Annotated in this window: 19 protein-coding genes, 2 tRNA genes, 1 rRNA gene and 1 pseudogene; 9 read left to right on the plus strand and 14 right to left on the minus strand. The window is 53.2% G+C overall.

Translation table 11 applies throughout. The features are described 5' to 3' along the window. Positions 1 to 6: 6 nt before the first annotated feature. The 4 genes from U740_RS02145 to tyrS form a co-directional block, all read right to left on the minus strand. A tRNA-Ala gene (locus U740_RS02145) sits at positions 7 to 82 on the minus strand. 28 nt (positions 83 to 110) lie between these two features. Continuing rightward, positions 111 to 187 (minus strand) — tRNA-Ile (locus U740_RS02150). Between the two features lie 107 nt (positions 188 to 294). Next, positions 295 to 1,830: ribosomal RNA gene (locus U740_RS02155) — 16S ribosomal RNA — on the minus strand. A gap of 558 nt (positions 1,831 to 2,388) precedes the next feature. Continuing rightward, positions 2,389 to 3,696, minus strand: coding sequence for a tyrosine--tRNA ligase (gene tyrS, locus U740_RS02160; RefSeq protein ID WP_036858693.1), 1,308 nt, complete (start codon positions 3,694 to 3,696; stop codon positions 2,389 to 2,391). A gap of 167 nt (positions 3,697 to 3,863) precedes the next feature. On the opposite strand from tyrS, the gene U740_RS02165 reads away from it, so the two are divergent. Together U740_RS02165 and U740_RS02170 are read left to right on the plus strand one after the other, a co-directional pair. Beyond that, positions 3,864 to 5,303, plus strand: coding sequence for a peptidoglycan DD-metalloendopeptidase family protein (locus U740_RS02165; RefSeq protein ID WP_051921129.1), 1,440 nt, complete (start codon positions 3,864 to 3,866; stop codon positions 5,301 to 5,303). Between the two features lie 11 nt (positions 5,304 to 5,314). Then, on the plus strand, positions 5,315 to 6,442 hold the full coding sequence (locus U740_RS02170) for an anhydro-N-acetylmuramic acid kinase (protein ID WP_036858694.1): 1,128 nt from the start codon (positions 5,315 to 5,317) through the stop codon (positions 6,440 to 6,442). A 231-nt stretch (positions 6,443 to 6,673) separates the two neighbouring features. Here U740_RS02170 and erpA read toward each other — a convergent pair whose 3' ends face one another. From erpA to argC, 4 genes are all read right to left on the minus strand, one after another. After that, the gene (gene erpA, locus U740_RS02175; protein WP_036858695.1) at positions 6,674 to 7,027 is read right to left on the minus strand and encodes an iron-sulfur cluster insertion protein ErpA; all 354 of its coding nucleotides are present in this window, start codon (positions 7,025 to 7,027) and stop codon (positions 6,674 to 6,676) included. Between the two features lie 100 nt (positions 7,028 to 7,127). Then, positions 7,128 to 7,568 carry a bactofilin family protein gene (locus U740_RS02180; protein ID WP_036858696.1) on the minus strand — a complete coding sequence of 147 codons (441 nt, stop codon included), beginning with the start codon at positions 7,566 to 7,568 and terminating at the stop codon, positions 7,128 to 7,130. Positions 7,569 to 7,579: 11 nt separating this feature from the next. After that, positions 7,580 to 8,299 (minus strand): DUF6776 family protein, encoded by a 720-nt coding sequence (locus U740_RS02185; RefSeq protein WP_036858698.1) that lies wholly within the window; start codon positions 8,297 to 8,299, stop codon positions 7,580 to 7,582. Further along, the gene (gene argC, locus U740_RS02190; RefSeq protein WP_036858699.1) at positions 8,299 to 9,330 is read right to left on the minus strand and encodes an N-acetyl-gamma-glutamyl-phosphate reductase; all 1,032 of its coding nucleotides are present in this window, start codon (positions 9,328 to 9,330) and stop codon (positions 8,299 to 8,301) included. The genes U740_RS02185 and argC overlap by 1 nt, the downstream gene beginning before the upstream one ends. 100 nt (positions 9,331 to 9,430) lie before the next feature. Between argC and U740_RS02195 the strand changes: the two genes are divergently transcribed. Together U740_RS02195 and hemJ are read left to right on the plus strand one after the other, a co-directional pair. Beyond that, positions 9,431 to 11,179, plus strand: a complete 1,749-nt coding sequence (locus U740_RS02195; RefSeq protein WP_051921130.1) for a chloride channel protein — start codon at positions 9,431 to 9,433, stop codon at positions 11,177 to 11,179. A gap of 10 nt (positions 11,180 to 11,189) precedes the next feature. Continuing rightward, positions 11,190 to 11,645 carry a protoporphyrinogen oxidase HemJ gene (gene hemJ, locus U740_RS02200; RefSeq protein ID WP_051921131.1) on the plus strand — a complete coding sequence of 152 codons (456 nt, stop codon included), beginning with the start codon at positions 11,190 to 11,192 and terminating at the stop codon, positions 11,643 to 11,645. 9 nt (positions 11,646 to 11,654) lie between these two features. Here hemJ and U740_RS02205 read toward each other — a convergent pair whose 3' ends face one another. Continuing rightward, on the minus strand, positions 11,655 to 12,266 hold the full coding sequence (locus U740_RS02205) for a DUF924 family protein (RefSeq protein WP_036858700.1): 612 nt from the start codon (positions 12,264 to 12,266) through the stop codon (positions 11,655 to 11,657). An 85-nt stretch (positions 12,267 to 12,351) separates the two neighbouring features. On the opposite strand from U740_RS02205, the gene hemL reads away from it, so the two are divergent. After that, the gene (hemL, locus tag U740_RS02210) at positions 12,352 to 13,632 is read left to right on the plus strand and encodes a glutamate-1-semialdehyde 2,1-aminomutase (RefSeq protein ID WP_036858701.1); all 1,281 of its coding nucleotides are present in this window, start codon (positions 12,352 to 12,354) and stop codon (positions 13,630 to 13,632) included. A gap of 24 nt (positions 13,633 to 13,656) precedes the next feature. Here the strand turns inward: hemL and U740_RS02215 are convergent, their stop codons facing one another. Continuing rightward, positions 13,657 to 14,376 (minus strand): esterase/lipase family protein, encoded by a 720-nt coding sequence (locus U740_RS02215; protein ID WP_081890806.1) that lies wholly within the window; start codon positions 14,374 to 14,376, stop codon positions 13,657 to 13,659. Positions 14,377 to 14,607: 231 nt separating this feature from the next. Between U740_RS02215 and U740_RS02220 the strand changes: the two genes are divergently transcribed. The 3 genes from U740_RS02220 to U740_RS02230 all read left to right on the plus strand — a co-directional run bounded on the left by U740_RS02220 (position 14,608) and on the right by U740_RS02230 (position 19,056). Next, positions 14,608 to 15,321, plus strand: a complete 714-nt coding sequence (locus U740_RS02220) for a glucosaminidase domain-containing protein (RefSeq protein WP_235189893.1) — start codon at positions 14,608 to 14,610, stop codon at positions 15,319 to 15,321. Next, positions 15,321 to 16,388: a polysaccharide deacetylase family protein gene (locus U740_RS02225; protein WP_036858702.1), complete on the plus strand. Its 1,068-nt coding sequence runs from the start codon at positions 15,321 to 15,323 to the stop codon at positions 16,386 to 16,388. The genes U740_RS02220 and U740_RS02225 overlap by 1 nt, the downstream gene beginning before the upstream one ends. A gap of 256 nt (positions 16,389 to 16,644) precedes the next feature. Then, a complete protein-coding gene (locus U740_RS02230) occupies positions 16,645 to 19,056 on the plus strand; it encodes a penicillin acylase family protein (protein ID WP_036858703.1) in 2,412 nt (803 codons plus the stop codon). Between the two features lie 77 nt (positions 19,057 to 19,133). Here the strand turns inward: U740_RS02230 and U740_RS02235 are convergent, their stop codons facing one another. From U740_RS02235 to U740_RS12220, 4 genes and pseudogenes are all read right to left on the minus strand, one after another. After that, complete coding sequence (locus U740_RS02235) at positions 19,134 to 19,484, minus strand: hypothetical protein (RefSeq protein ID WP_036858704.1); 351 nt, start codon at positions 19,482 to 19,484, stop codon at positions 19,134 to 19,136. 33 nt (positions 19,485 to 19,517) lie between these two features. Further along, positions 19,518 to 19,910 (minus strand): hypothetical protein, encoded by a 393-nt coding sequence (locus U740_RS02240; RefSeq protein ID WP_036858705.1) that lies wholly within the window; start codon positions 19,908 to 19,910, stop codon positions 19,518 to 19,520. 117 nt (positions 19,911 to 20,027) lie between these two features. Continuing rightward, positions 20,028 to 20,750, minus strand: a complete 723-nt coding sequence (locus U740_RS11960; RefSeq protein ID WP_152556772.1) for an SDR family NAD(P)-dependent oxidoreductase — start codon at positions 20,748 to 20,750, stop codon at positions 20,028 to 20,030. Positions 20,751 to 20,953: 203 nt separating this feature from the next. Next, positions 20,954 to 21,067 (minus strand): annotated as a pseudogene (locus U740_RS12220) (2Fe-2S iron-sulfur cluster-binding protein); the annotation flags it as partial. Positions 21,068 to 21,293: 226 nt separating this feature from the next. Between U740_RS12220 and U740_RS02245 the strand changes: the two are divergent. Next, the gene (locus U740_RS02245) at positions 21,294 to 22,028 is read left to right on the plus strand and encodes a cytochrome b/b6 domain-containing protein (RefSeq protein WP_036858706.1); all 735 of its coding nucleotides are present in this window, start codon (positions 21,294 to 21,296) and stop codon (positions 22,026 to 22,028) included. Positions 22,029 to 22,035: the final 7 nt, after the last annotated feature.

A 22,035-nucleotide genomic window follows, 5' to 3' on the forward strand; every position in this document is an offset into this window, starting at 1 on the left:
TGGAAGTGGTGGAGCTAAGCGGGATCGAACCGCTGACCTCCTGCGTGCAAGGCAGGCGCTCTCCCAGCTGAGCTATAGCCCCATAGCAACCTATTGTTTAATACAGGATTTGGTGGGTCTGGGCCGATTTGAACGGCCGACCTCACCCTTATCAGGGGTGCGCTCTAACCAACTGAGCTACAGACCCACTGTATACCCAAAGGGTGTGCGGTTGCTTAAAGCAATCGCATGCTGCTCTAGCCATTGATCAGATAATGCGTGTGAGTACTTGACTGAAACGTTCGGTGTATCGATTAAGGAGGTGATCCAGCCCCAGGTTCCCCTAGGGCTACCTTGTTACGACTTCACCCCAGTCATGAATCACAAAGTGGTGACCGTCCCCCCGAAGGTTAGACTAGCCACTTCTTTTGCAACCCACTCCCATGGTGTGACGGGCGGTGTGTACAAGGCCCGGGAACGTATTCACCGCGACATTCTGATTCGCGATTACTAGCGATTCCGACTTCACGGAGTCGAGTTGCAGACTCCGATCCGGACTACGATCGGTTTTTTGGGATTGGCGCCCCATCGCTGGTTAGCAACCCTTTGTACCGACCATTGTAGCACGTGTGTAGCCCAGGTCGTAAGGGCCATGATGACTTGACGTCGTCCCCACCTTCCTCCGGTTTGTCACCGGCAGTCTCCTTAGAGTTCCCGCCATTACGCGCTGGCAACTAAGGACAAGGGTTGCGCTCGTTACGGGACTTAACCCAACATCTCACGACACGAGCTGACGACAGCCATGCAGCACCTGTCACTCGGTTCCCGAAGGCACCAATCCATCTCTGGAAAGTTCCGAGGATGTCAAGACCTGGTAAGGTTCTTCGCGTTGCATCGAATTAAACCACATGCTCCACCGCTTGTGCGGGCCCCCGTCAATTCATTTGAGTTTTAACCTTGCGGCCGTACTCCCCAGGCGGTCTACTTATTGCGTTAGCTGCGCCACTAAAGTCTCAAGGACCCCAACGGCTAGTAGACATCGTTTACGGCGTGGACTACCAGGGTATCTAATCCTGTTTGCTCCCCACGCTTTCGCACCTCAGCGTCAGTATCAGTCCAGTGAGCCGCCTTCGCCACTGATGTTCCTTCCTATATCTACGCATTTCACCGCTACACAGGAAATTCCACTCACCTCTACTGTACTCTAGTCAGACAGTTCTGGATGCAGTTCCCAGGTTGAGCCCGGGGCTTTCACATCCAGCTTATCAAACCGCCTACGCGCGCTTTACGCCCAGTAATTCCGATTAACGCTCGCACCCTCCGTATTACCGCGGCTGCTGGCACGGAGTTTGCCGGTGCTTCTTCTGTAGGTAACGTCAGGGCTGACAGTTATTAGCTATCAACTTTTCCTCCCTACTGAAAGTGCTTTACAACCCTAGAGCCTTCTTCACACACGCGGCATGGCTGGATCAGGGTTTCCCCCATTGTCCAATATTCCCCACTGCTGCCTCCCGTAGGAGTCTGGGCCGTGTCTCAGTCCCAGTGTGGCTGATCATCCTCTCAGACCAGCTACGGATCGTCGCCTTGGTGAGCCATTACCTCACCAACAAGCTAATCCGACGCAGGCTCATCCGATAGCGCAAGGTCCGAAGATCCCCTGCTTTCCCCCTTAGGGCGTATGCGGTATTAGCTCGGGTTTCCCCGAGTTGTCCCCCACTACTGGGTAGATTCCTACGCGTTACTCACCCGTCCGCCGCTCTACTCGCTTCCGAAGAAACTTTCGCGCTCGACTTGCATGTGTTAGGCCTGCCGCCAGCGTTCAATCTGAGCCATGATCAAACTCTTCAGTTTAATCTTTAACCTCTACCTTTCGATAAGAGGGAGCAGTTTCACGAAAACCCGCGATACTACTCAAAAACTTGGCTCAAACACTTTGGCTTACCAAATCGTATGAATTGATGAGTTACTTGCGTTTGATGATTCGTTATCACTCGAATCGTCTCAGCAAGCACCCACACGCATTATCTGATCTATTGTTAAAGAACGGTTGCTCTGTGCTTTGAGCGGGCTGCGTATTCTAATCATCGCCGCCTTAATGTCAACTGGTTTAAGCATTTAATCTTGCTTGGCAAATTCATGCCTGCTTTCCTAGTTAACCCCGCTTCCGTGTTACCCGAAGCGGACGCGCATTCTAGCGCTTTAAACCTTGTTGTCAACGGCTTTCTTCAAAAAACTTGCTAGCCGTTGAACTCTCAAATCCCGGGCTTCACCCTGAACCGAGGCGCGCATTCTAGCGATTTATTTCTACCCGTCAACGCCTTTATAAACTTTTTTTATCTTGTGCCAAAATCGCCCAGGCAACCCGAACACATAGGAAGGCTATCGATGTTTATGTCAGGGGGGATATTTCTAAACCAATTCAAGCAGATGGTATTTTTTCTTGCCCAGCTTGACGATAAAGAAGCGACCAAATAACGCATGGTCAGGCGCAAAAGAATGACTGGCCAAAAGATTGTCAGCCTCATCTTTGGCAATACCGTTAACCCACACCGCCGACCGACTCAGTGCGTCTTTAACTTCTCTTCCAGCCTTAGCCAGCCCACAGTCTACCAACAACCCGGTCAGCGGTTTATCGTGTACATCTGAAGCACTTAAGTTACTGGCCGGCATGCCATCCTGCTTTAACTGCTCGAGATCACCCTCAGAGAGCTCATCCAGGCCATCTGTGAAAAGCGCCCGGGTTATCCTTTCGGCAGCCGCCACACCTTCACGCCCGTGAACCAGCTCCGTCAGCTCCCGGGCAAGCAGGCCCTGCGCGGACCTCCTTCCCCCCGACTCCTGATCAGCCCTCTCTATTTCCTCAATATCGCTCGAGAGCAGGAAAGTAAAATAACGCAGGAATTTGTAGACATCCGCATCGGCTGTATTTATCCAGAACTGATAAAAAGCATAGGGCGATGTTTTAGCCGGATCTAACCAGATAGTACCTGTTTCTGTTTTACCAAACTTTGTACCGTCTGACTTTGTCACCAATGGCAACGTCATGCCGTAAACATGCTCGCCGTTCAGTCGCCGGGTGAGGTCGATGCCGCCGGTGATATTGCCCCACTGGTCAGAGCCTCCCAGCTGAACCGTACAATTGTAACGCCGGTTCAACTCGGCAAAATCGTAGGACTGCAGCAACATATAGGTGAACTCGGTAAAGGAGATGCCTTCACCTTCCCGGCCAAGCCGTTGCTTGACCGACTCCTTATTCACCATATTATTGACTGAAAAGTGCTTGCCAACGTCACGTAGAAACGTCAGCAAATTCATCGACCCTATCCAGTCCAGATTATTCACGACCTCTGCTGCACAAATGCCTTTATCAAAATCAATGAAACGCGAGACCTGATTTTTTATAGACTCAACCCACCCCTCGACCACATCAGCAGTGTTGAGTTTGCGCTCCTGGGACTTGAAACTCGGGTCCCCGATCAGACCGGTGGCACCGCCCACAAGTGCTATGGGCTTGTGCCCGGCAAGCTGAAACCTGCGCAGGGCCAATAGCGGCACCAAACTCCCTATATGAAGACTGTCAGCGGTTGGGTCAAAGCCACAATAAACGGCACGGGAGCTGCCAGCCAAGTGTTCAACAAGCGCGCCATCACCTGTCATCTGGGCGACCAGCCCTCTGGACTGCAACTCTGCGATTAAATTCAGGGCATTTTCAGACATGCTGCCAATCCCAAATGGATGCTTTTGAAGGGGGCAAACATTACCTTATCCGTTCACAAAAACAAGTATCGAGGTAGATAAAACCAGTTGGCGAAGGTGGGACTGGCAGACTTTCTGTTATATATTGATGCCTTAAACCAATAACCTAAGACGATTATTGAATTATCATGAGCCAAGCCAGATTCACATCAAACACCAAAAGCGAAACAATTGGACGCCAGCTGCTAGCGGCAAAACACTCCCGTCACCATTTGGTAATACTCGGTTCATTGGCTGCGGCCATATTCATCGGCTTGTCTGTATTGCCCAGCGAAGAGGTCGAAGCCAATCGTCAGGCCGCCGCCATTGACTTAACCTTCCAGGAGAGCACTAACCTGTTGTCTCACGAGCCAACGGCTACGCTCACTGATGCCAACAGCGCGACAACGCCTGCAGAAGACCGCCCCGAAAACAGCTCTGGTCCTGCAGATAAGCTGACCTGGTCGACCGCCACTGTGCGCAGTGGCTCAAATTTGTCGACCATGTTTCAACAGGTTTCGCTGAGCGCCAGGGACGTTTACCGATTGATGTCATCGTCCCCCTTGACCAAACCATTGACCAGGATGCGCCCGGGTGAAGAGCTTCTGTTTGGACTCAATGAGTCCGGGTCGCTGGGCCAGTTGATCTACAATAAATCCAGACTCGAATCCTACGTATTCACTAAACAGCCGGAAACCGATGGTCCAGCTTTCAGTGCCGAGCATGTGGTGCGTCAACCCGATGTTATAAATGCCTATCGGGAATCGACCATTGAGGATTCATTGTTTTTGGCTGGCGAACGGGCTGATCTACCCCATAACACCATCATGGAAATTGCCAATATTTTTGGTTGGGATGTGGATTTTGCACTCGATATCCGCAAAGGCGACAAGTTCTCGGTGCTATATGAAGAAAAATACCTGGATGGTGAAAAAATTGGTACCGGCAATATTCTGGTGGCGGAATTCACCAATCAGGGCAACACATTCCAGGCGGTTCGTTACGAAGACAGCAAAGGGATAGCGAGCTATTACACCCCCGATGGCATGAGCATGCGCAAAGCCTTTTTACGCGCACCACTGGATTTCACAAGAATCAGCTCTAATTTCAATCTGCGCAGGATGCACCCCATCCACAAGAGTATTCGTGCCCACCGCGGCGTCGACTATGTGGCACCAAGGGGAACGCCGATCTTTGCCTCTGGTGAGGGCAAGGTCATCGCATCCGCATACAGTAAAGCCAATGGCAACTACGTCTTTATTCAGCATGGTCAAGGGTACACAACCAAGTACCTGCACCTCGACAAACGCACCGTGAAGCAGGGCCAGCACGTAAAACAGCGCCAGGTCATCGGCACCCTGGGCTCCACGGGCTATTCAACCGGGCCGCATCTGCACTACGAGTTTCTGGTCAATGGTGTGCACCAAAATCCGCGTACCGTTTCACTCCCCAAGGCTCAACCCATAGACCCGGCGGAAAAAGCCAGGTTCGTCAGTGCCACCAAGACATTAATGACCCGGCTGGCACAAAACCGTCAAAGCTTCAGAGTGGCCCTGCTCACCGACAACAACCCCTCTCAAACCGATTGATCGCACAATAAATGCCTGACAGAGAACTTTACATAGGCTTGATGTCAGGCACCAGTGCCGACTCCATAGATGCCGTTTTAGCCGACCTTTCAGACGGACAACACCGTCTTCTGGCTACATTCAGTTGCGAGATAGCCGACCTCAAAAACGACATTCACGAACTGGCCACCCCCGGCCCTAATGAGATTTCTCGTATGGGGCAACTGGACCGGGAGCTGGGGATTCGTTTTGCCAATGCTGTCAACACACTACTTCACAGGGAGTCCATTAACAGCAGTCAAGTGATCGCCGTAGGTAGCCACGGTCAAACTATTCGTCATCTTCCCCCAGAACGGGGCAACAACATACACCCATTCACCCTGCAAATCGGCGATCCCAACACCATTGCCCACCTGACGGGCATCACTACGGTTGCCGACTTTCGCCGACGAGATATTGCACTTGGTGGGCAGGGCGCACCGCTGACCCCGCTTTTCCACCGCGCAGCATTTGAGAAACCCGGAACACCGAGGGTCATCATCAATATCGGCGGGATTGCCAATATTACCCTGCTTTACGGCGATGGCGTGTCCAGCCCACTGGGTTACGATACCGGTCCAGGGAACGGACTCATGGATAGCTGGATTCTGCAGTGTCTTGGCGAAGCCTACGATGACAACGGCCAGTGGGCCAGCGAGGGCCGTGTCATCCATCCCTTGCTAGAACAGTTTTTAAAGACGCCCTACCTACTCAAAAGCCCCCCCAAGAGTACCGGCAGAGAGCTGTTTAACCCCAAGTGGCTGTCACAGCAATTGATCCGCTTCGGGGATTCAATGGAGCCGGCTGACCTGCAAGCCACGCTGCTCGAATTTACTGCACAGACCATCAGCGCGAGTGTCAGAAAATCTCATAAGCCAATAGCAGAGGCCTACCTTTGTGGTGGCGGCGCCAATAACGGCGCCCTTGTCAGCCGCATCAGTGCACTGCTGGAGCCCATACAGGTAAGCACGACAGAAGCTTTGGGAATATTGCCAGGATGGGTAGAGGGGATGGCCTTTGCCTGGCTTGCTCAGCAAACCCTTGCCGGCAAACCGGGGAATGAACCTACCGTAACCGGGGCTTCAACAGCCTCCGTTTTAGGCGCCATTCATCCCGCCTGAGCAAGCTGAGGCACTACTAGAAAGCACGGTCGTTAAAATGATTTCTTGAAATGTGGTGGGCGAGCAGAAGGGCAATAGCACCGCCAGAACAGTAACGCTGCTCAGCAGCCCGAGGGCACAAACATCTCAGCCACTTTTACCAGGCCATCCCGCTCAATCCAAGACAGGAAACTGGCAACATAACGTCAATATTTAAGGGCGTATATTTTAAACACTCTGAATTCCAGCCAACTAGACAGAGAATGAGGAGCCACACCCACAGGTGGTAGTGGCATTGGGGTTGGTTATCGTAAAGCGCGAACCCTGCAAGCCCTCTTCATAGTCAACCGTTGACCCCGACAGATACTGAAAACTGAGCGGATCCACAACCACAGCCACGCCATCCTTGCTGACCAGGGTATCGTCTTCCGCAGTAACTTCATCAAAACTAAACCCGTACTGAAACCCCGAGCAGCCACCACCAGTGACAAATACCCGCAACTTGAGATCAGGATTTCCCTCTTCTTCGACAAGCGCTTTCACCTTTTCGGACGCGTTGTCCGAAATGTATAAAGGCATCGGTGTAAATGTTGCAATACCTGACATGCATGCTCCTGAATGAATCGTAAGGAATGCATTAACCAACAATACCCAAGCATTCCACTCAGGTATTCTATCATGAAGCATGGCTCTGCTGCCTAGTGGCTTAGGCTTTTTCCAACGAAACTTCGGCGGCGACTTCCGGCGCATTCTCTTCTGAAGGGGCTGCAGACTCTGGATCAGTCTGGCTTTGATGGACAAAATTGCCGTTAACTTGAGCGCCTTTCTCAATTTCGATCAGGCAATAGTGCAAATCACCATCCACCACCGCCTTCGCCGCCAGCTCTACCTGATGATTGGAGTAGATATTGCCTTCAATGCGGCCATTTATGACAACCACCGGAACAGTAATATCGCCCACCACTCGACCTTGCGGCAGGATACGAACCCGCGCATCGGCACCATCATCAGCCTTGATATTGCCGGTAATATGGCCTTCCACCTCAAGATTTCCAGCGAAATGAATATCACCTACTACGGAAGTCCCTCCGGCTACCAGTGTTGTCGCACCCGCTGCAAAGGGTGCCGGGGTTGTTTTCTTTCTCATGATCCACCTCATCAAGCCTCATTCAGCTGCCAATCAAAACTCCGCTCCACGCGGGTATTTTCGGCACCGTCTTTCCACACACTCACCAACACCGTCAATGGCTGGAAACCAGCAGGTATCCGTATGCTGCCTTCCAGAACTTGAAAATATTTGAACGTAGCCTGTAACGGCAACGTATCGACCTCGGCATCCAGCGTGTCAAACCCTACAGCGAACGGCTGGCCGTCACTGAGACCCTCTACACGAATAACGACATTCACCTTGATTTGCTTCAGATTTGCCGCTTTTTGCTGAACAATCAAACGGTAAGCCACCATCCCGTTTTTCCCGCCGGGTTTCAGCACAAGCCTGCCGATTCGCAGGCCAGCCTCTTTGTCGTTCTCCTGCAGTAGGTTTTGATACAGACCCAGCTCCTCTTCGTTCGCGGCCAATTTTTGCTGCAAAGAGGTAACCAGCTTTCTGACGGATTCCAGAGAGGTTGCATCAACCTGGGCACCAAGCTCTGCATTTGCCAGCTGCTGCTGCAGCTGCAAATTCTGCTCACGGACCGATTTAAGCTCTCTGGCCAAAGCCCGGCCATCGATCACGGTCCGATCAAAAAACCCGCCCCCCAGCAAAAAACCAACACCACAGGCGACAGTCACAGCCAACACCCAAAGCACCAGTTCCAACCGTCGATGGCCTGGCCTGTGGGGCCTGACGATTAACTGCTCCGGCTCTGTTCTGGACATCAGGGGAGCAGTGCAGGCGCCAGTAAACCGGCCTTCTCTGAAAGACCAAACATGATATTCATGTTCTGGATAGCTTGGCCTGAGGCACCTTTTACCAAGTTATCCTCGGCCGCCAACACCACAACCTTTTTTCCATTCTCCGGCCGAAACACGCTTATCCTGCAAACATTGGAACCGCGAACCGAGCGCGTCTCAGGATGGCTACCGACCGGCATCACATCAACAAAAGGTTCATCCCGAAAGCGATCTTCATAGAGTCTCTGTAAATCCACCTCGGTCTCCAGCAAGTTGGCATAGAGCGTGGAATGAATACCCCTGATCATGGGCAGCAGGTGTGGCACAAAAGTCAGCCCCACCCCGGATCCCGCAATGTCCTCCAGACCCTGCCTGATTTCCGGCAAGTGCCGGTGACCGGGAACAGCATACGCCTTGAAATTATCACTGGTTTCAGCCAGCGACGTTCCGATACTCGCCTGACGCCCGGCACCACTGGCACCGGAGGCCGAACTTGCAATCAAGTCTCCCTGATCCACCAGACCCTGCTCCAGCAGGGGCAGAAAACCGAGCAGAACACTGGTTGGATAACAACCGGGACAGGCGATCAGACGACCGTGCCGGATCGCTTCGCGATTCAGTTCCGGCAAGCCATAAACAGCCTCGGACACGAGCTCCTGAGCAGTATGGGGCTGCTTGTACCAAGTCTCCCAAAGGGCCACATCGCGGATCCGGAAATCCGCTGACAGGTCAATCACCCGCACACCTTTCTCAAGCAGGCCGGGCGCTGTCAGCTGGGCAACGCCATGCGGAGTGGCGAAAAAGACCACATCACAGTGATCGAGATCGCCGGCGGCAGGATCGGTAAAGCACAAGTCAAAGTGCCCGCGAAGATTTGGAAACAGCTCGGCTACGGGCCGCCCGGCCTCACCACGGGAAGTGATTGCCGTCACCACCACATCGGGGTGAACCGCAAGCAATCTCAACAATTCAACGCCGGTGTAACCTGTCCCGCCAACAATACCTACTTTGATCACGATATAAATGTTCCTGTTATGCCTGGATTGAGCTACCTATAATAACGCAAACCTCGGGCCAATAAACGGGCTCTGTCCCGCAACAATCGGAGCACAGCAGATGACCTCCATAGAGGAGCAGAAAAGCCGTCTCGGGAAACGCTGGCCTTCACGGCGACTGGATGCCTTCCGTGCGCGCCTTGCTCACACCGATGCCCTGCCCCAGCTAGCTGTTCTGGGCTGCATTAGCGGACTACTGACGGCGCTCATCGCCATCGCTTTCCGGCTCTCTTTTGAATGGCCCCTTGCCTTATTGCTACCGCAGGGCAGCGAATCTTTTGAAATACTCAGCCGCACCGCCAGTTTTATCCTGCCCGTAATCGGGGCACTGGTGATCGGACTGATCATGCACAGTTGCAAGACGGAATACCATACCGTCGGCGTCGGCCACATTCTCGACCGGATGCAATACCATCAGGCGCAATTGCCGGCGGCCAACGGACTACTGCAGTTTGGCGGCGCAACCATTGCTTTACTGAGCGGCCATTCCGTGGGCAGGGAGGGGCCTGCCGCCCACTTGGGCGCTGTCTGCTCCAGCCTGCTGGGTCAGAGGCTGCAATTGCCGAACAACAGTCTGCGCATACTGGCCGCCTGCGGCGTAGCAGCAGCCATCGCTGCGTCATTTAATACACCGCTGGCGGGAGTTATTTTTGCCATGGAAGTGGTGTTAATGGAATACACCATTGCCGGGTTTATCCCGGTCATTCTGGCAGCCGTCAGTGGCGGCGTGGTCTCGCGAATCGTATTTGGCTCACAACCCGCCTTCGCCATCCCCCTTATCGAAATGGGCAGCCTGTGGGAAATCCCTTTCCTGCTGGCATGCGGCCTGATCATCGGTCTGGCAGCGGCAGCCATGCTCATGCTCTACTCTCTCTCCACAAGATTCCGGGAGCGTCCGGTGCTACTGAGAATGCTCTGTGTGGGGATCTTGTGTGGCGCCGTCGCGACGGTGGTACCTCAGATTCAGGGGGTCGGCTATGACACTGTCGAGCAAGCTTTGCTGGGTGAATTGGGAGTGGGCCTGCTGATCGGAATTGTCGCGGCAAAAATACTGGTGTCCAGTGTCTCGGTCGGACTGGGTTTACCCGGAGGTATCATCGGGCCCAATTTTGTTATCGGCGCCTGCCTCGGGGGGGCATTGGGCATCGCGGGCAGTCTTTTTCACCCGGACCAGGCATCGTCCACCGGCTTTTATGCCATCATCGGTATGGGTGCAATGGTGGGCGCCGTACTAAACGCACCCCTTGCTGCGCTTATCGCTGTACTGGAATTGACCTACAACCCCAATATTCTCTTACCCAGCATGTTGGTCACTGTTATCGCGACGATTACCTGTCGGATGCTGACACACATGCCCGGTCTTTTTTCCATTGGTCGCGATGGCTATAGCTCCCCACGGTTCCAGAGTCTGAGCCGGGCTGGTGTCACCAGTCTGATGAAGCGGGACTTTATCTCACACTCCCGCCATCTGCCATTGGAGCGCATTGATGACCTCCTGAAAAGCAAACCCCAATGGATTGTGATTGAAGATGTCGGCGAACCGAAACTCATCATGAGACCTGCAGATCTCGCCCGTTATATGGAGGAACAACTGGCCCTGGAACCGGATACCACTATCGATCTACAGGAGATTCCTGCAGAACGCTGGTCTATCGTGCCGATACACCCCCGCGCCACCTTGCAAGAAGCCCTGCTGGTCATGCAACAGAACGATGATCAGGCCGTTTATGTCAGCCAAACCGCAGCGCCGTTAATGAGCGAGGTTGCTGGTATCATCACCCGCCAGGATATCGACAACTATTACCAATAAGGATCAGTGAATGGCATTGATAAAAGAATTTCTGCTGGGTGGCCAAAGCTGGATTACAGCCTTCCACATTATCGCTGTAGTCAGCTGGTTTGCCGCGCTGTTCTACCTGCCAAGACTATTTGTCTACCACGCCATGGCCGAGGATCGGATCAGTATCGAACGCTTCAAAATCATGGAGCGCAAACTTTACCGGGGTATCGCAAATCCATCGATGATAGTCGCCGTTGCGCTGGGCATTGCACTGTTTTCCATTTACCCAAACTACTTTCTGAACAGTGGCTGGTTTCAGGTAAAGCTGGCACTGGTACTACTCCTCATCGTCTACCATTACAGTTGCCTGTATCTGCTGAAGCAGTTCAGGGATGACAGAAACACCCGCAGTCATGTGTTCTACCGGTGGTTTAATGAAATTCCCGTATTAATGCTGATTGGTATCGTAGTGATGGTTATAGTCAGGCCGTTTTAATCCACCCGGCTAAAAGCCACTATCAGGCTGCGAGAGATATTCCAGTTCCTCAGCGGTAGACACTCTGCCGAGCACCTCATTGCGATGGGGAAAACGCCCGAATTGTTCAATAACGGTCGCATGCCGCTCGGCATAATCCAGAAACCCGGCAAAAGTTTCCCTGTGTGCCGCGGGCACCTGGGCCAGCAAGTGTCTATACAACACCACACTGCGGCGCTGCATATCCCGGCTTTCCGCATGTTGCAGAGGCAGATAAAAGAAAACCCGCTCAATCGGCCGCAACTGTTTATCCATACCGGCTTCAATACCGGATAGACTCCAGTTCAGCGCCAGCCTGTCGGCATTGAAAGCAATTGACGAGTCCCGATAGATATTCCGGGAGAATTGGTCGAGAACGATGATCGCAGACAGACGACTCTCGGCGAATTGCAACCAGTAGCGGTTACCTCCGTTAATGAGCACCTGCAGGAAAGGTTCAAAGCGGTCGCGAATATCAGCGTCCACCTCTAGGCTTTTACTCCACCAGATTGGCGACTGTTGACGGGCACAAATTGCATCGTCAGGCTCTGTACCAAACCAATAGTCAAGGATCAGTTGCCAAGCTGGCTCCGCCCTGTTCATCGCACCTCCGTCGTGGCATAGCGTCTTCATGCCCAATCAAGGATAATAACTTTCTTTCATTTATCAACGAAAATAGCTTAAAACCATGCAACGATCAGAGCAACTCTTTACAGCAGCCCAGCGCCACATCCCCGGCGGCGTCAATTCACCCGTTCGCGCATTCAAAGCCGTTGGCGGCACCCCGGTGTTTTTTGATCACGCCGCGGGCTCACACATTTTCGATGTGGATGGCAAACGCTATATCGACTATGTACTTTCCTGGGGACCGATGATCGCCGGGCACAATCACCCGGATGTCATCGCCGCCGTCAGTGAACAACTGAAGAAAGGCATGACCTTTGGTGCACCCACTGCACTGGAAGTTGAACTGGCAGATGAACTCTGTGAACGGGTGCCGGGGCTGGACATGGTGCGCATGGTTAATTCCGGCACTGAAGCCACCATGAGTGCGATTCGTCTGGCGCGGGGCTTTACCGGTCGCGACAAAATCATCAAGTTCGAGGGTTGTTACCACGGCCATTCGGACTCACTGCTGGTGAAAGCCGGTTCCGGGGCATTAACCCTCGGGGTACCCAGCTCACCGGGGGTACCCGCGGCATTGGCGGATCACACCGTCACACTGACCTACAACGACATTGCCGGGGTGGAACAGGCGTTTGCTGAAATTGGCGACCAGGTGGCCTGTGTCATTCTGGAGCCCGTCACCGGCAACATGAGCTGCATCCCCCCCGCACCCGGCTTTCTCGAAAGCCTGCGCAGTCAGTGCACCGAGCACGGTGCACTGCTGATCATTGATGAAGTGATGACCGGTTTCCGGGTGGATCCCCGTTGTGCGGTGGGCCGCTACAATATAGATGCCGACCTGATCACCCTGGGTAAAGTCATCGGCGGTGGCATGCCAGTGGGTGCCTTTGGCGGCAAGCGCAAAGTCATGGAGCAGATCGCCCCGCTGGGACCGGTCTATCAGGCCGGCACCCTGTCCGGCAATCCGGTGGCCATGGCCGCCGGGCTGGCGACACTGGCCTTGATGACGCGACCCGGCTTTCACGATGAACTCTTTGCCAAAACCACACTGTTGGTGGAAGGCCTGCAAACCCGCGCCGATGCAGCCGGCATTGCCATGACCACCAACCATGTGGGCAGCATGTTCGGGGTATTCTTCACCGAAGAAAAAGCCGTCACCAACTATCAGCAGGTCATGGCCTGCGACACCGTGCGCTTTGGCAAATTCTTCCACGGCATGCTGGATGCCGGTATTTATCTGGCTCCGGCAGCCTATGAAGCGGGATTCATGTCCTCCGCCCACAGTGATGAGGATCTGGAATTCACCCTTGATGCGGCGGAGAGTGTTTTTAAAACACTGTGAGATGGTAACTCTTGGCAAGCGTCTCTAGGGCAAATCGGAGTTGTGGGAGAACCTGCCGCTCCGCAGAAAGTGTTGCACCTGCCTTATCACCGGCTCCGCACCCATCATAAATGTGTGCGTGTAGGGCATTTCAATAAAATCTGTCATCCCCTCGACCCGGGTGTTTTCAACACTCACCTTGCCATCATCGGGATTGGGCAGACTCTGCGACAAAATGGGATTAATCGAGCGGGTTCCGGCAATAATCCCGAGGGGAAAATCCACCGGCCCCAGTGCTCGCGGCACACTATCCTCGCCGGTCCCCAGCTGTTGCCCCGCGGGGCCATTCAGCCACTCGTAACCCGGCACGTCATGCCACTCATCCACGACCTCGCTTCCCTGGTTCGGAGGTGCCAACATCACCACACGCCCCAGCCTGGCAATGCTGTTATCGGCCAGATAGTAGCGGACCAGAATGCCCCCCAGCGAGTGGGTGACAAAATGTATTGTCTCCACCGGCTGCCGGTCACAACCCTTGATGCCATCCTCCACGGCCATCGCCGCCAGACGATCAATGGTTTCCTGCCGGGATGGATAGCCGATATTCACCACCCGATAACCGCTGGTGGACAGCCCTTCCTCCAGCTCATCCATTGAGTTGGCTGTCCGCGCCAGACCATGCAGCAACACCACACACTCATGATCTGCCTTTGCGACCAGAGGCATAAACAGAAAAACCGACAGAAGAGAGATAAGCATTCTCATGACGTAAGTATACGTGAGACTTGCGTCTGAAATTCATCTCCGGCGGCTTTGTGCCGCAGAGAATCCGAGGGTATTGGCCTTGCATGATTACCAGACAAACACCAAACTGGCGCGAACAACCGCGTAACAAGGAGAGTCTCAAGCCACCTGGAGTTTTGAATTAAAGTCGCCATGAAACCACTCTCACTTGTACAAACACATAAACAAAGATACATACTGGCTCTGGGCTTGGTGCTGCTTCTCGCCCTGATGTGGTGGCTAAACGCCAGCCGGGTAGAGTCGGCAAAACTTCCCAATTTCAGCATCATTAACGATATTCCCGAGCTGAAAACCCGTTTTTTTGGGTTTCTGGAGCCCCTGGCCAAAACTGCTAACCAGGCTGTTCTCGATGATCGCGACTGGCTGCTTGAACTAAAAGCTGAGCTGGATAAGGACAAACAACCCGGCTGGATCAAACAGCGGTCGCTAAACTATATTGCGGATCGATACGGTCTCGATGACAAAGCGTCAGCACCCAGTGAACTCGTCGAACAGTTACTGCTGCGCGCCGATACCATCCCCATTTCCCTGATTCTGGTTCAGGCCGCCGCCGAATCCGGCTGGGGTCGATCCCGTTTCGCCCGGCAGGGCAATAATCTTTTCGGAGAGTGGTGCTATACAAAGGGTTGTGGCCTTGTCCCCAAAAACCGGCCAGAGGGTGCCACACATGAAGTTAAGGCATTTAATCGCCCTTACGACTCGGTGACCAGTTACCTCCATACCCTGAACACCCACCCAGCCTACAAAAGACTGAGACATAAACGTCAGGCTTTGCGCAACGCCGATCGGGCAGTGACCGGTTTTGCTCTGGCAGGCACACTGATTTTTTACTCGGAACGGCGTCAGGCCTATGTCAACGAAATAAAAACCATGCTCCGCCAATACAACCAGCTGATGGACAAATAATGACTCTCAAAAATTGGCCGGTAGTACTCTGCCTGCTCGTCTTTAGCAAACTGGCTCTGGCCGCAGACCATGGCGTGATTTTGCTGTATCACCATGTCGACACCGACACCCCAACAAGCACCAGCATTAGTCCAGCCGACTTCAACGCCCACCTGCAATTGATCGACGAGCGTGGCTATCGGGTCAAACCCCTCAGCCAACTCCTGACAGAACTCGATAGTGGTGGCACGGCAGATAAGGCAGTTGCCATCACTTTTGATGATGCCTATATCTCGGTCTATCAAACGGCCTTCCCCTTGCTAAAAAAACGCGGCTGGCCCTTTACAGTTTTTGTAAATGCCCAGTCCGTAGACGAACAGCAAACCCTGCAAATGAGCTGGGATCAGCTTCGGGAACTCGCTGACTATGGTGCCGAAATCGGCAACCACAGCCTGACCCACGCCCATCTGGTGCGCTATCTCCAGAATGAAACCCATAGTGAATGGCTGGCGCGCATGGACCATGAAGTCATCGAAAATGAGCGGCGCCTGAACCGTGAGATACCCCAGCGCAGTAAGGGCGAAAAGCGTCTCTTCGCTTACCCCTTCGGCGAATACAACCCTGAACTACTGAGCCTACTCAAGCAAAAAGGCTATTACTCCATCGTCCAGCAATCTGGTGCGGTCGCGAGCCCAACCCAGGATGCCATTCCCCGCTTTCCACTGGCGGGCAACTGGGCCAAGCGGGAACGGCTCAACACCGCACTGCAAAGTCGGCCGCTACCCGTTATCCGCGTCGATGCCGGCGCCATGATCGCAACACCGGAGCAAGCAGCTTCCGTACTGACCCTGACTATAGCACCCGACTTTAATCTGGCTAGTATTGGCTGCTACACCGCCAGTGGCACCAAACTGGCGGTGAACATATTGGGGAAAAATCAGATTGAGATCACCCTGCCGCACTGGACACCGGGTCGTCAAAAAGTGAACTGCACGGCGCCGGTTGGCAACGAACCGGGCGCCTATTACTGGTATAGCCAGTTGTGGATCATCGAGGAGAAGAAGCATGTCGCAAACCGCGGCTCCTGAGACGACCTCCTAATATAAGATGCTCTCCATAAAAGCAGTAAAGCCCATTTGAGCATCACCCGTGAACACAAAGCCCGTCGTTAAAAGCCCGTGACACCCCGGACAGAACAGCGGTGAACATCCCGTTCCTGGAGAATCATCTGCGCACGCCACGGTCTAACTTGTACCCTGGCAGTTTTGGCCGGGCATAAGACTCTATAATACCGCCTGATTTCATTATCATGTGACCACAACCAACAAATACCTGGCAGGCTTCATGGCACACCGTTTTCTTCCCCGCTGGTTTATCCATGCCCTACTGCTGCTCACGCTCTTCACGTTTATCGCTGTGAGCTATGGCTACTGGTTCCTGAGCGAAAGCCTGCCGCTGCTCGAGGGCACAGTCACCAGCGAACACTTGCAGCGCTCCGTCACGGTGGAGCGGGACGCTCAGGGTATCCCCACCATTACCGGGGAAAACCGCAACGACACAGCCTTTGCCCTGGGCTTTCTCCACGCCCAGGAGCGTCTCTTCCAGATGGATCTGCTTCGCCGCAACGCTGCCGGCGAACTCTCCGACCTGTTCGGCATTCTCGCGCTCAATCACGACAAAGCCGTGCGCGTTCACCAGTTCCGCAAACGCGCGTTGCGAGCATTCAGGGCACTGGGTCCGGAAGACCGGGCGCTGTTGCAGACCTACACCGAGGGGGTCAACAAGGGACTGAGCGAACTGGGCAAGGCACCCTTTGAATACGCCCTGCTGCGTGTGACCCCGAAACCCTGGCAGGAGGAAGACACCTTTCTGGCCCTGTTCAGCATGTACATCGACCTGCAACCGGAACAGGACGAGTACGAGCGCTCTCTGGCGGTACTGCGGGATACTCTGCCCGCCGACTGGTTCGCCTTCCTGGTTCCCGAGGGCGGCGAATGGGACTCGCCCATACAGGGCGAAGCCTATGCCTTCAACGACTGGCTGCCCAAACAGCCACTGGCGCAGTTGCAATTACCGAACGATATCAGCGCCACCGCCGCCGTCTATCCCGACACTTATCATGATTTCGTCGCAGTGGGTTCCAACAACTGGTCCGTGGGTGGCGCGCTCACCGACTATTCCTCCGGTATGCTGGCCAATGACATGCACCTGGGGTTGAATGTGCCTAACATCTGGTATCGCGCTTCCTGGTATCTGCCCAAAGACAATCGTCGCGTCACCGGCGTCACCCTGCCCGGCGTCCCGGTGATGGTGGTGGGCTCCAACCAGCATATCGCCTGGGGATTTACCAACTCCTACGGCGACTACCAGGACAGCATCGTGCTGAAGGTGAATGACGCCGGGGACGCCTATCTGACACCCGACGGCTGGCGGCCCTTCACCACCGAAACCGAAAACCTCAAGGTAAAAGGCGAACCCGACCAGACCCTGAAAATCAGACACACCATCTGGGGTCCGGTGATCGGCGATGATCACAAACACCGCCTGTTGGCCCTGCGCTGGGTCGCCCACGACCCGGAGGGCGCCAACCTCAATCTGCATCGCCTTGAAATCGCCGACACCGTCAGTGAGGCCCTGACCATTGCCGCCAGCGCGGGCATTCCGGGACAAAACATCAATATAGTGGACAGCGCCGGCAATCAGGGCTGGAGCATTGCCGGGCGACTGCCCAAGCGGGTGGGATTCAGCGGTGAAGGGCAGTCATCGAAATACCCCCAGGACTGGTCCACCGGAGAGTACCGCTGGGATGGCTACCTAAGTGCTGCCGACTACCCTCGGGTAATCAACCCGGCGGACAGCCGTATCTGGACTGCCAACGCCCGGGTGGTCTCCGGCGCCATGCTCGACAAGATCGGCCACGGCAGTTATGCCCTGGGGGCCCGCCAGCAACAGATTGCCAAAAATCTGCACGACAGCGACCACTTCAGCGAACAGGATATGTTGGCCATCGCCCTGGATGATCGCGCCCTGTTCCTCAGCCGCTGGCAGCAATTGCTGTTGAATCTCGCCCGGGAACACAGCGACAGCGACGCAACCATCAACAACGCCGACACCCTGATTGACCTGCTGGAAAACTGGCAGGGCCGGGCCTCGAAAAGCTCCACCGGCTACCTGATCGTCAAACGCTTCCGGGAAAACGTCATCGGTGCCAGTACCGGACGCGTAATACAGAAACTGGATAAAGAGATCGACTTCTTTGATCCCGTGCGTGTCAGTATCTACCTCGAATACCCCACCTGGATGCTGATTAACAAACAGCCTGCCGAACACACCCCCGCAGGCTACCGCAACTGGCAGGAATTTCTGGTGGCACAGGCCAACCAAACCATTCGCGACCTCACCAAAAACGGTCAACCCTTGCGCGAACAGACCTGGGGTGAGACCAACACCCTCGACATCCGCCACCCATTGAGCGGCTCTATTCCCCTGCTGGGTGGCCTGCTCAACACGCCCAGTGAAAGCATGGCTGGCGACACCTATATGCCACGGGTGCAAAAACCCAACATGGGAGCATCGCAACGCATGGTTGTGGCACCGGGCCACGAGGAGAAAGGGGTTTTCCATATGGCCGTCGGCCAGAGCGGCCACCCGTTATCCAGCTATTACACACTGGGCCACCGGGATTGGGTAGAAGGTAATGCCAGCCCGTTTTTGCCCGGACAGGGAAAATGGCATTTGACACTAACGCCTGAGTAGAAAATTGGACTGACTTATGAAAAGAATAGGTTCTGACGATCAAACCACTGAGAGATTTTTATACTTCTTCCGCTTATTCATTTACTGACATTAGGTTTATCTAACCAAAAAAATGCTGTCAAACCGAACAGTGACATACCTCCCAACAAAGCAGCAATAACCTGATTTGACGAGGACAGATTGAAAGACCCACCAATTGTTCCCGCAAGCATTAACAGCACAAACGCGAGCACTGAAAGAACGCCTACTACCTTACATAAATTTGTAACTAAAATTGTGAGTGGTATATAGAAAATTGAGAGCACTATCAGCATGGCTAACACCAGAAGAAATAGATGCCCGACAGAAAATCCAAAAACCGAGCCACTATAAAAAAACATGCCGATGCTTGTTGTTGCTAAAAACAATTTAAGTATGTTCGTTATCACAACAATATTCTCCTATTACATATAACGTCCAGGTTAAGGGCGCGATGTATTTTCCACGTCCTGCTTAAGCCTATTGTCAGAAAGCATGTGATTGGAAATATCCCATATCATCAGCAGCAATATTAAACAGAAGGGAGCTATCATAAACCATGCATAATAATTACCGGGACTATTTAAGTTTGCATAGTAGTTATATGCGTCCAATGACACACCGCCCAAGCTCAGGATACAACAAGCAATAATTATTTTTGATCGTAGCAATGTTTTGCGTGCAAACTTGCCGCCCAAAAATCCGCCAACCATGCCAAACACTCCCGCAAGGGTTGCACCCCATGCAAAATTATTAAAAAAAATCTGGCCAAAAATAAATCCGGATGCTGCTACAAATATTAAATATATACGTAAAATTATAAGTAAATTATTCATTTTTTATTTTTCCTTCTCACGGCGCTGAAAACGGTTAAAAAATAATCGGCCCCCTTTAATTCTTTAATTTGAATTTGCATGGGCGGTTACGCTTGGCTTTATTAAGCTTTCCACAGGTCATGTGAGATTGAGACCACCATCCGAAAGTATTATTTCACCCGTCAAATAACTTCTTGCAACGACCATTGAAGCCGTATGTGCGATCTCGCTTGGTTTGGCACCGCGCTTCATTGGTGACTTTTCTCTCCATAGTTTGTGTGCCTCAGTCCAGCTTTCAGTCATGGGTGTATCTACAAGGCCGGGAGCTATTGCATTAACTCGTATCTCAGGAGATAGAGTTAGCGCTAAAAGCTGAGTCATATGATTTAGTGCGGATTTGCTCGCTGCATAAGGAATTGAAGCCCCCTTTGGGCGAACACCTGCGTGTGAGCTGATATTAACAATGCTACTTGGGCATTCTGGAGTTGATGACTGCCGGAGTGATTGCTCTGCCTCAGAAATTAAAGTCCAGGGGGCAATAACATTTACTTCGTAGAGGTTTCGCCAAATTTCCGGGGATGCATCTTTTAGTGAGCCATGGGGTATCATGGCATTGATCCCTGCATTATTAACAAGCACATCTAGCCGACCATACCGAGACAAAACTTCTGCTATCAAGTGTTTTGCCTGAGCTTGATCAGATAGATCGGCCTGGATATATCCTCCCCCTGGAAAACTTCCCGCCAACTTTTCGCCTTTTGTAACAGAAGACCTTGAATGAAACACAACAGTAAATCCGTCATCAGCTAGCTGTTGCGATAGCTTTACCAATACCTGATGTCGAGCCTGTAATAAGGGCAACTCTTCCTCTATTACTTTCTTGATAAGATCTCATTATTCTTCCGTTTGGGTAGCGACTTGGTCTCTTGCACTGCCTATATGGTGCTTATTGGATGGTAAAATAGATTCGTCTGCCATTTTTTATTCTATCAGTTTGACTCGCTCATCAATTCACGCCGAATTCTGCCAACTGCTTCCTCAACAGGTTTTATACATGCCAGTCAGTTCTTGCCATTAATATTTATGCCATCTGAGCCGCAAACACCCTCTCGGCATGAGCGTCAATACGCAAGCGTTGGATCTCTTTCTCGAAGGTATTCTAAAGCGTCCAGAACCATTCGATGCCGTCATCCTGCGCGTGCCCGACTCAAATACCCCTTGATATCAAAAGGATACCAGGCTCCTAGGTCATAGTACCTATGTCCAATACCCCCAGTTGTCGCCCTTTCTGCCTCTCTAGGTCATTTGCACAATGGCTCCCCGATGGCCATCCGCCTATTCTCCAGGCATCACTTTCGATCAATCCGGCACTGTTGACCGGTACCTTTATGATAGGAGCCAACTATGAAAGCTAAACGTGTTTATGATCTGCCCACCCGGGTGTTTCACTGGCTTTTTGCCACGCTCTTTGTGGTGGCCTTTACCATTAGTAATACCGTCGACGACGAGTCCCTCGTGTTTTCCTACCACATGATCGCGGGGCTGACCCTGTGCTTCCTGGTTGCCTGGCGACTGGTGTGGGGCATCATCGGCACCACCCACGCCCGCTTCTCGGACTTTCCCCTGCACCCCCGGAAACTCGCCGGTTACTTCAAAGGCCTGCTATCCAGAGATCACAAGCTCTGGAGTGGCCACAACCCCGCCTCCAGCTGGGCCGCCGTCGCCATGATGGCCTGCACCGTAGGTCTCGGCATCACCGGCTACCTGATGGCGTCCGGGCTGGCGGGAGAAGACCTGGAAGAAGTTCACGAACTGCTCGCCAACGGCTTTCTCGTGATTGTTCTGCTTCACCTGGCCGGAATAGTCCTCCATACTTCAAAACACCGTGACCCCATCTGGAAAAGCATGGTGAACGGCGAAAAACAGCATGTGCCAGACGACAGCGTGCCGGTTCAGGCCCGCCGCATCAGTGGGGTATTTTTTCTGGTCCTGACCATCGCATTTGCCAGTTACCTGCTACAGAATTTCAACAGTGATACCCGGGAGCTGAACCTGCTCGGTTCGTCACTGCACTTGGGGGAGGCGGAAGATGAAGACGAGCATGAATCCGACGATGATCATGACCATGACGACGACTAGAAAAGCA

This window comes from Porticoccus hydrocarbonoclasticus MCTG13d, from assembly GCF_000744735.1.
GTDB lineage: Bacteria > Pseudomonadota > Gammaproteobacteria > Pseudomonadales > Porticoccaceae > Porticoccus > Porticoccus hydrocarbonoclasticus.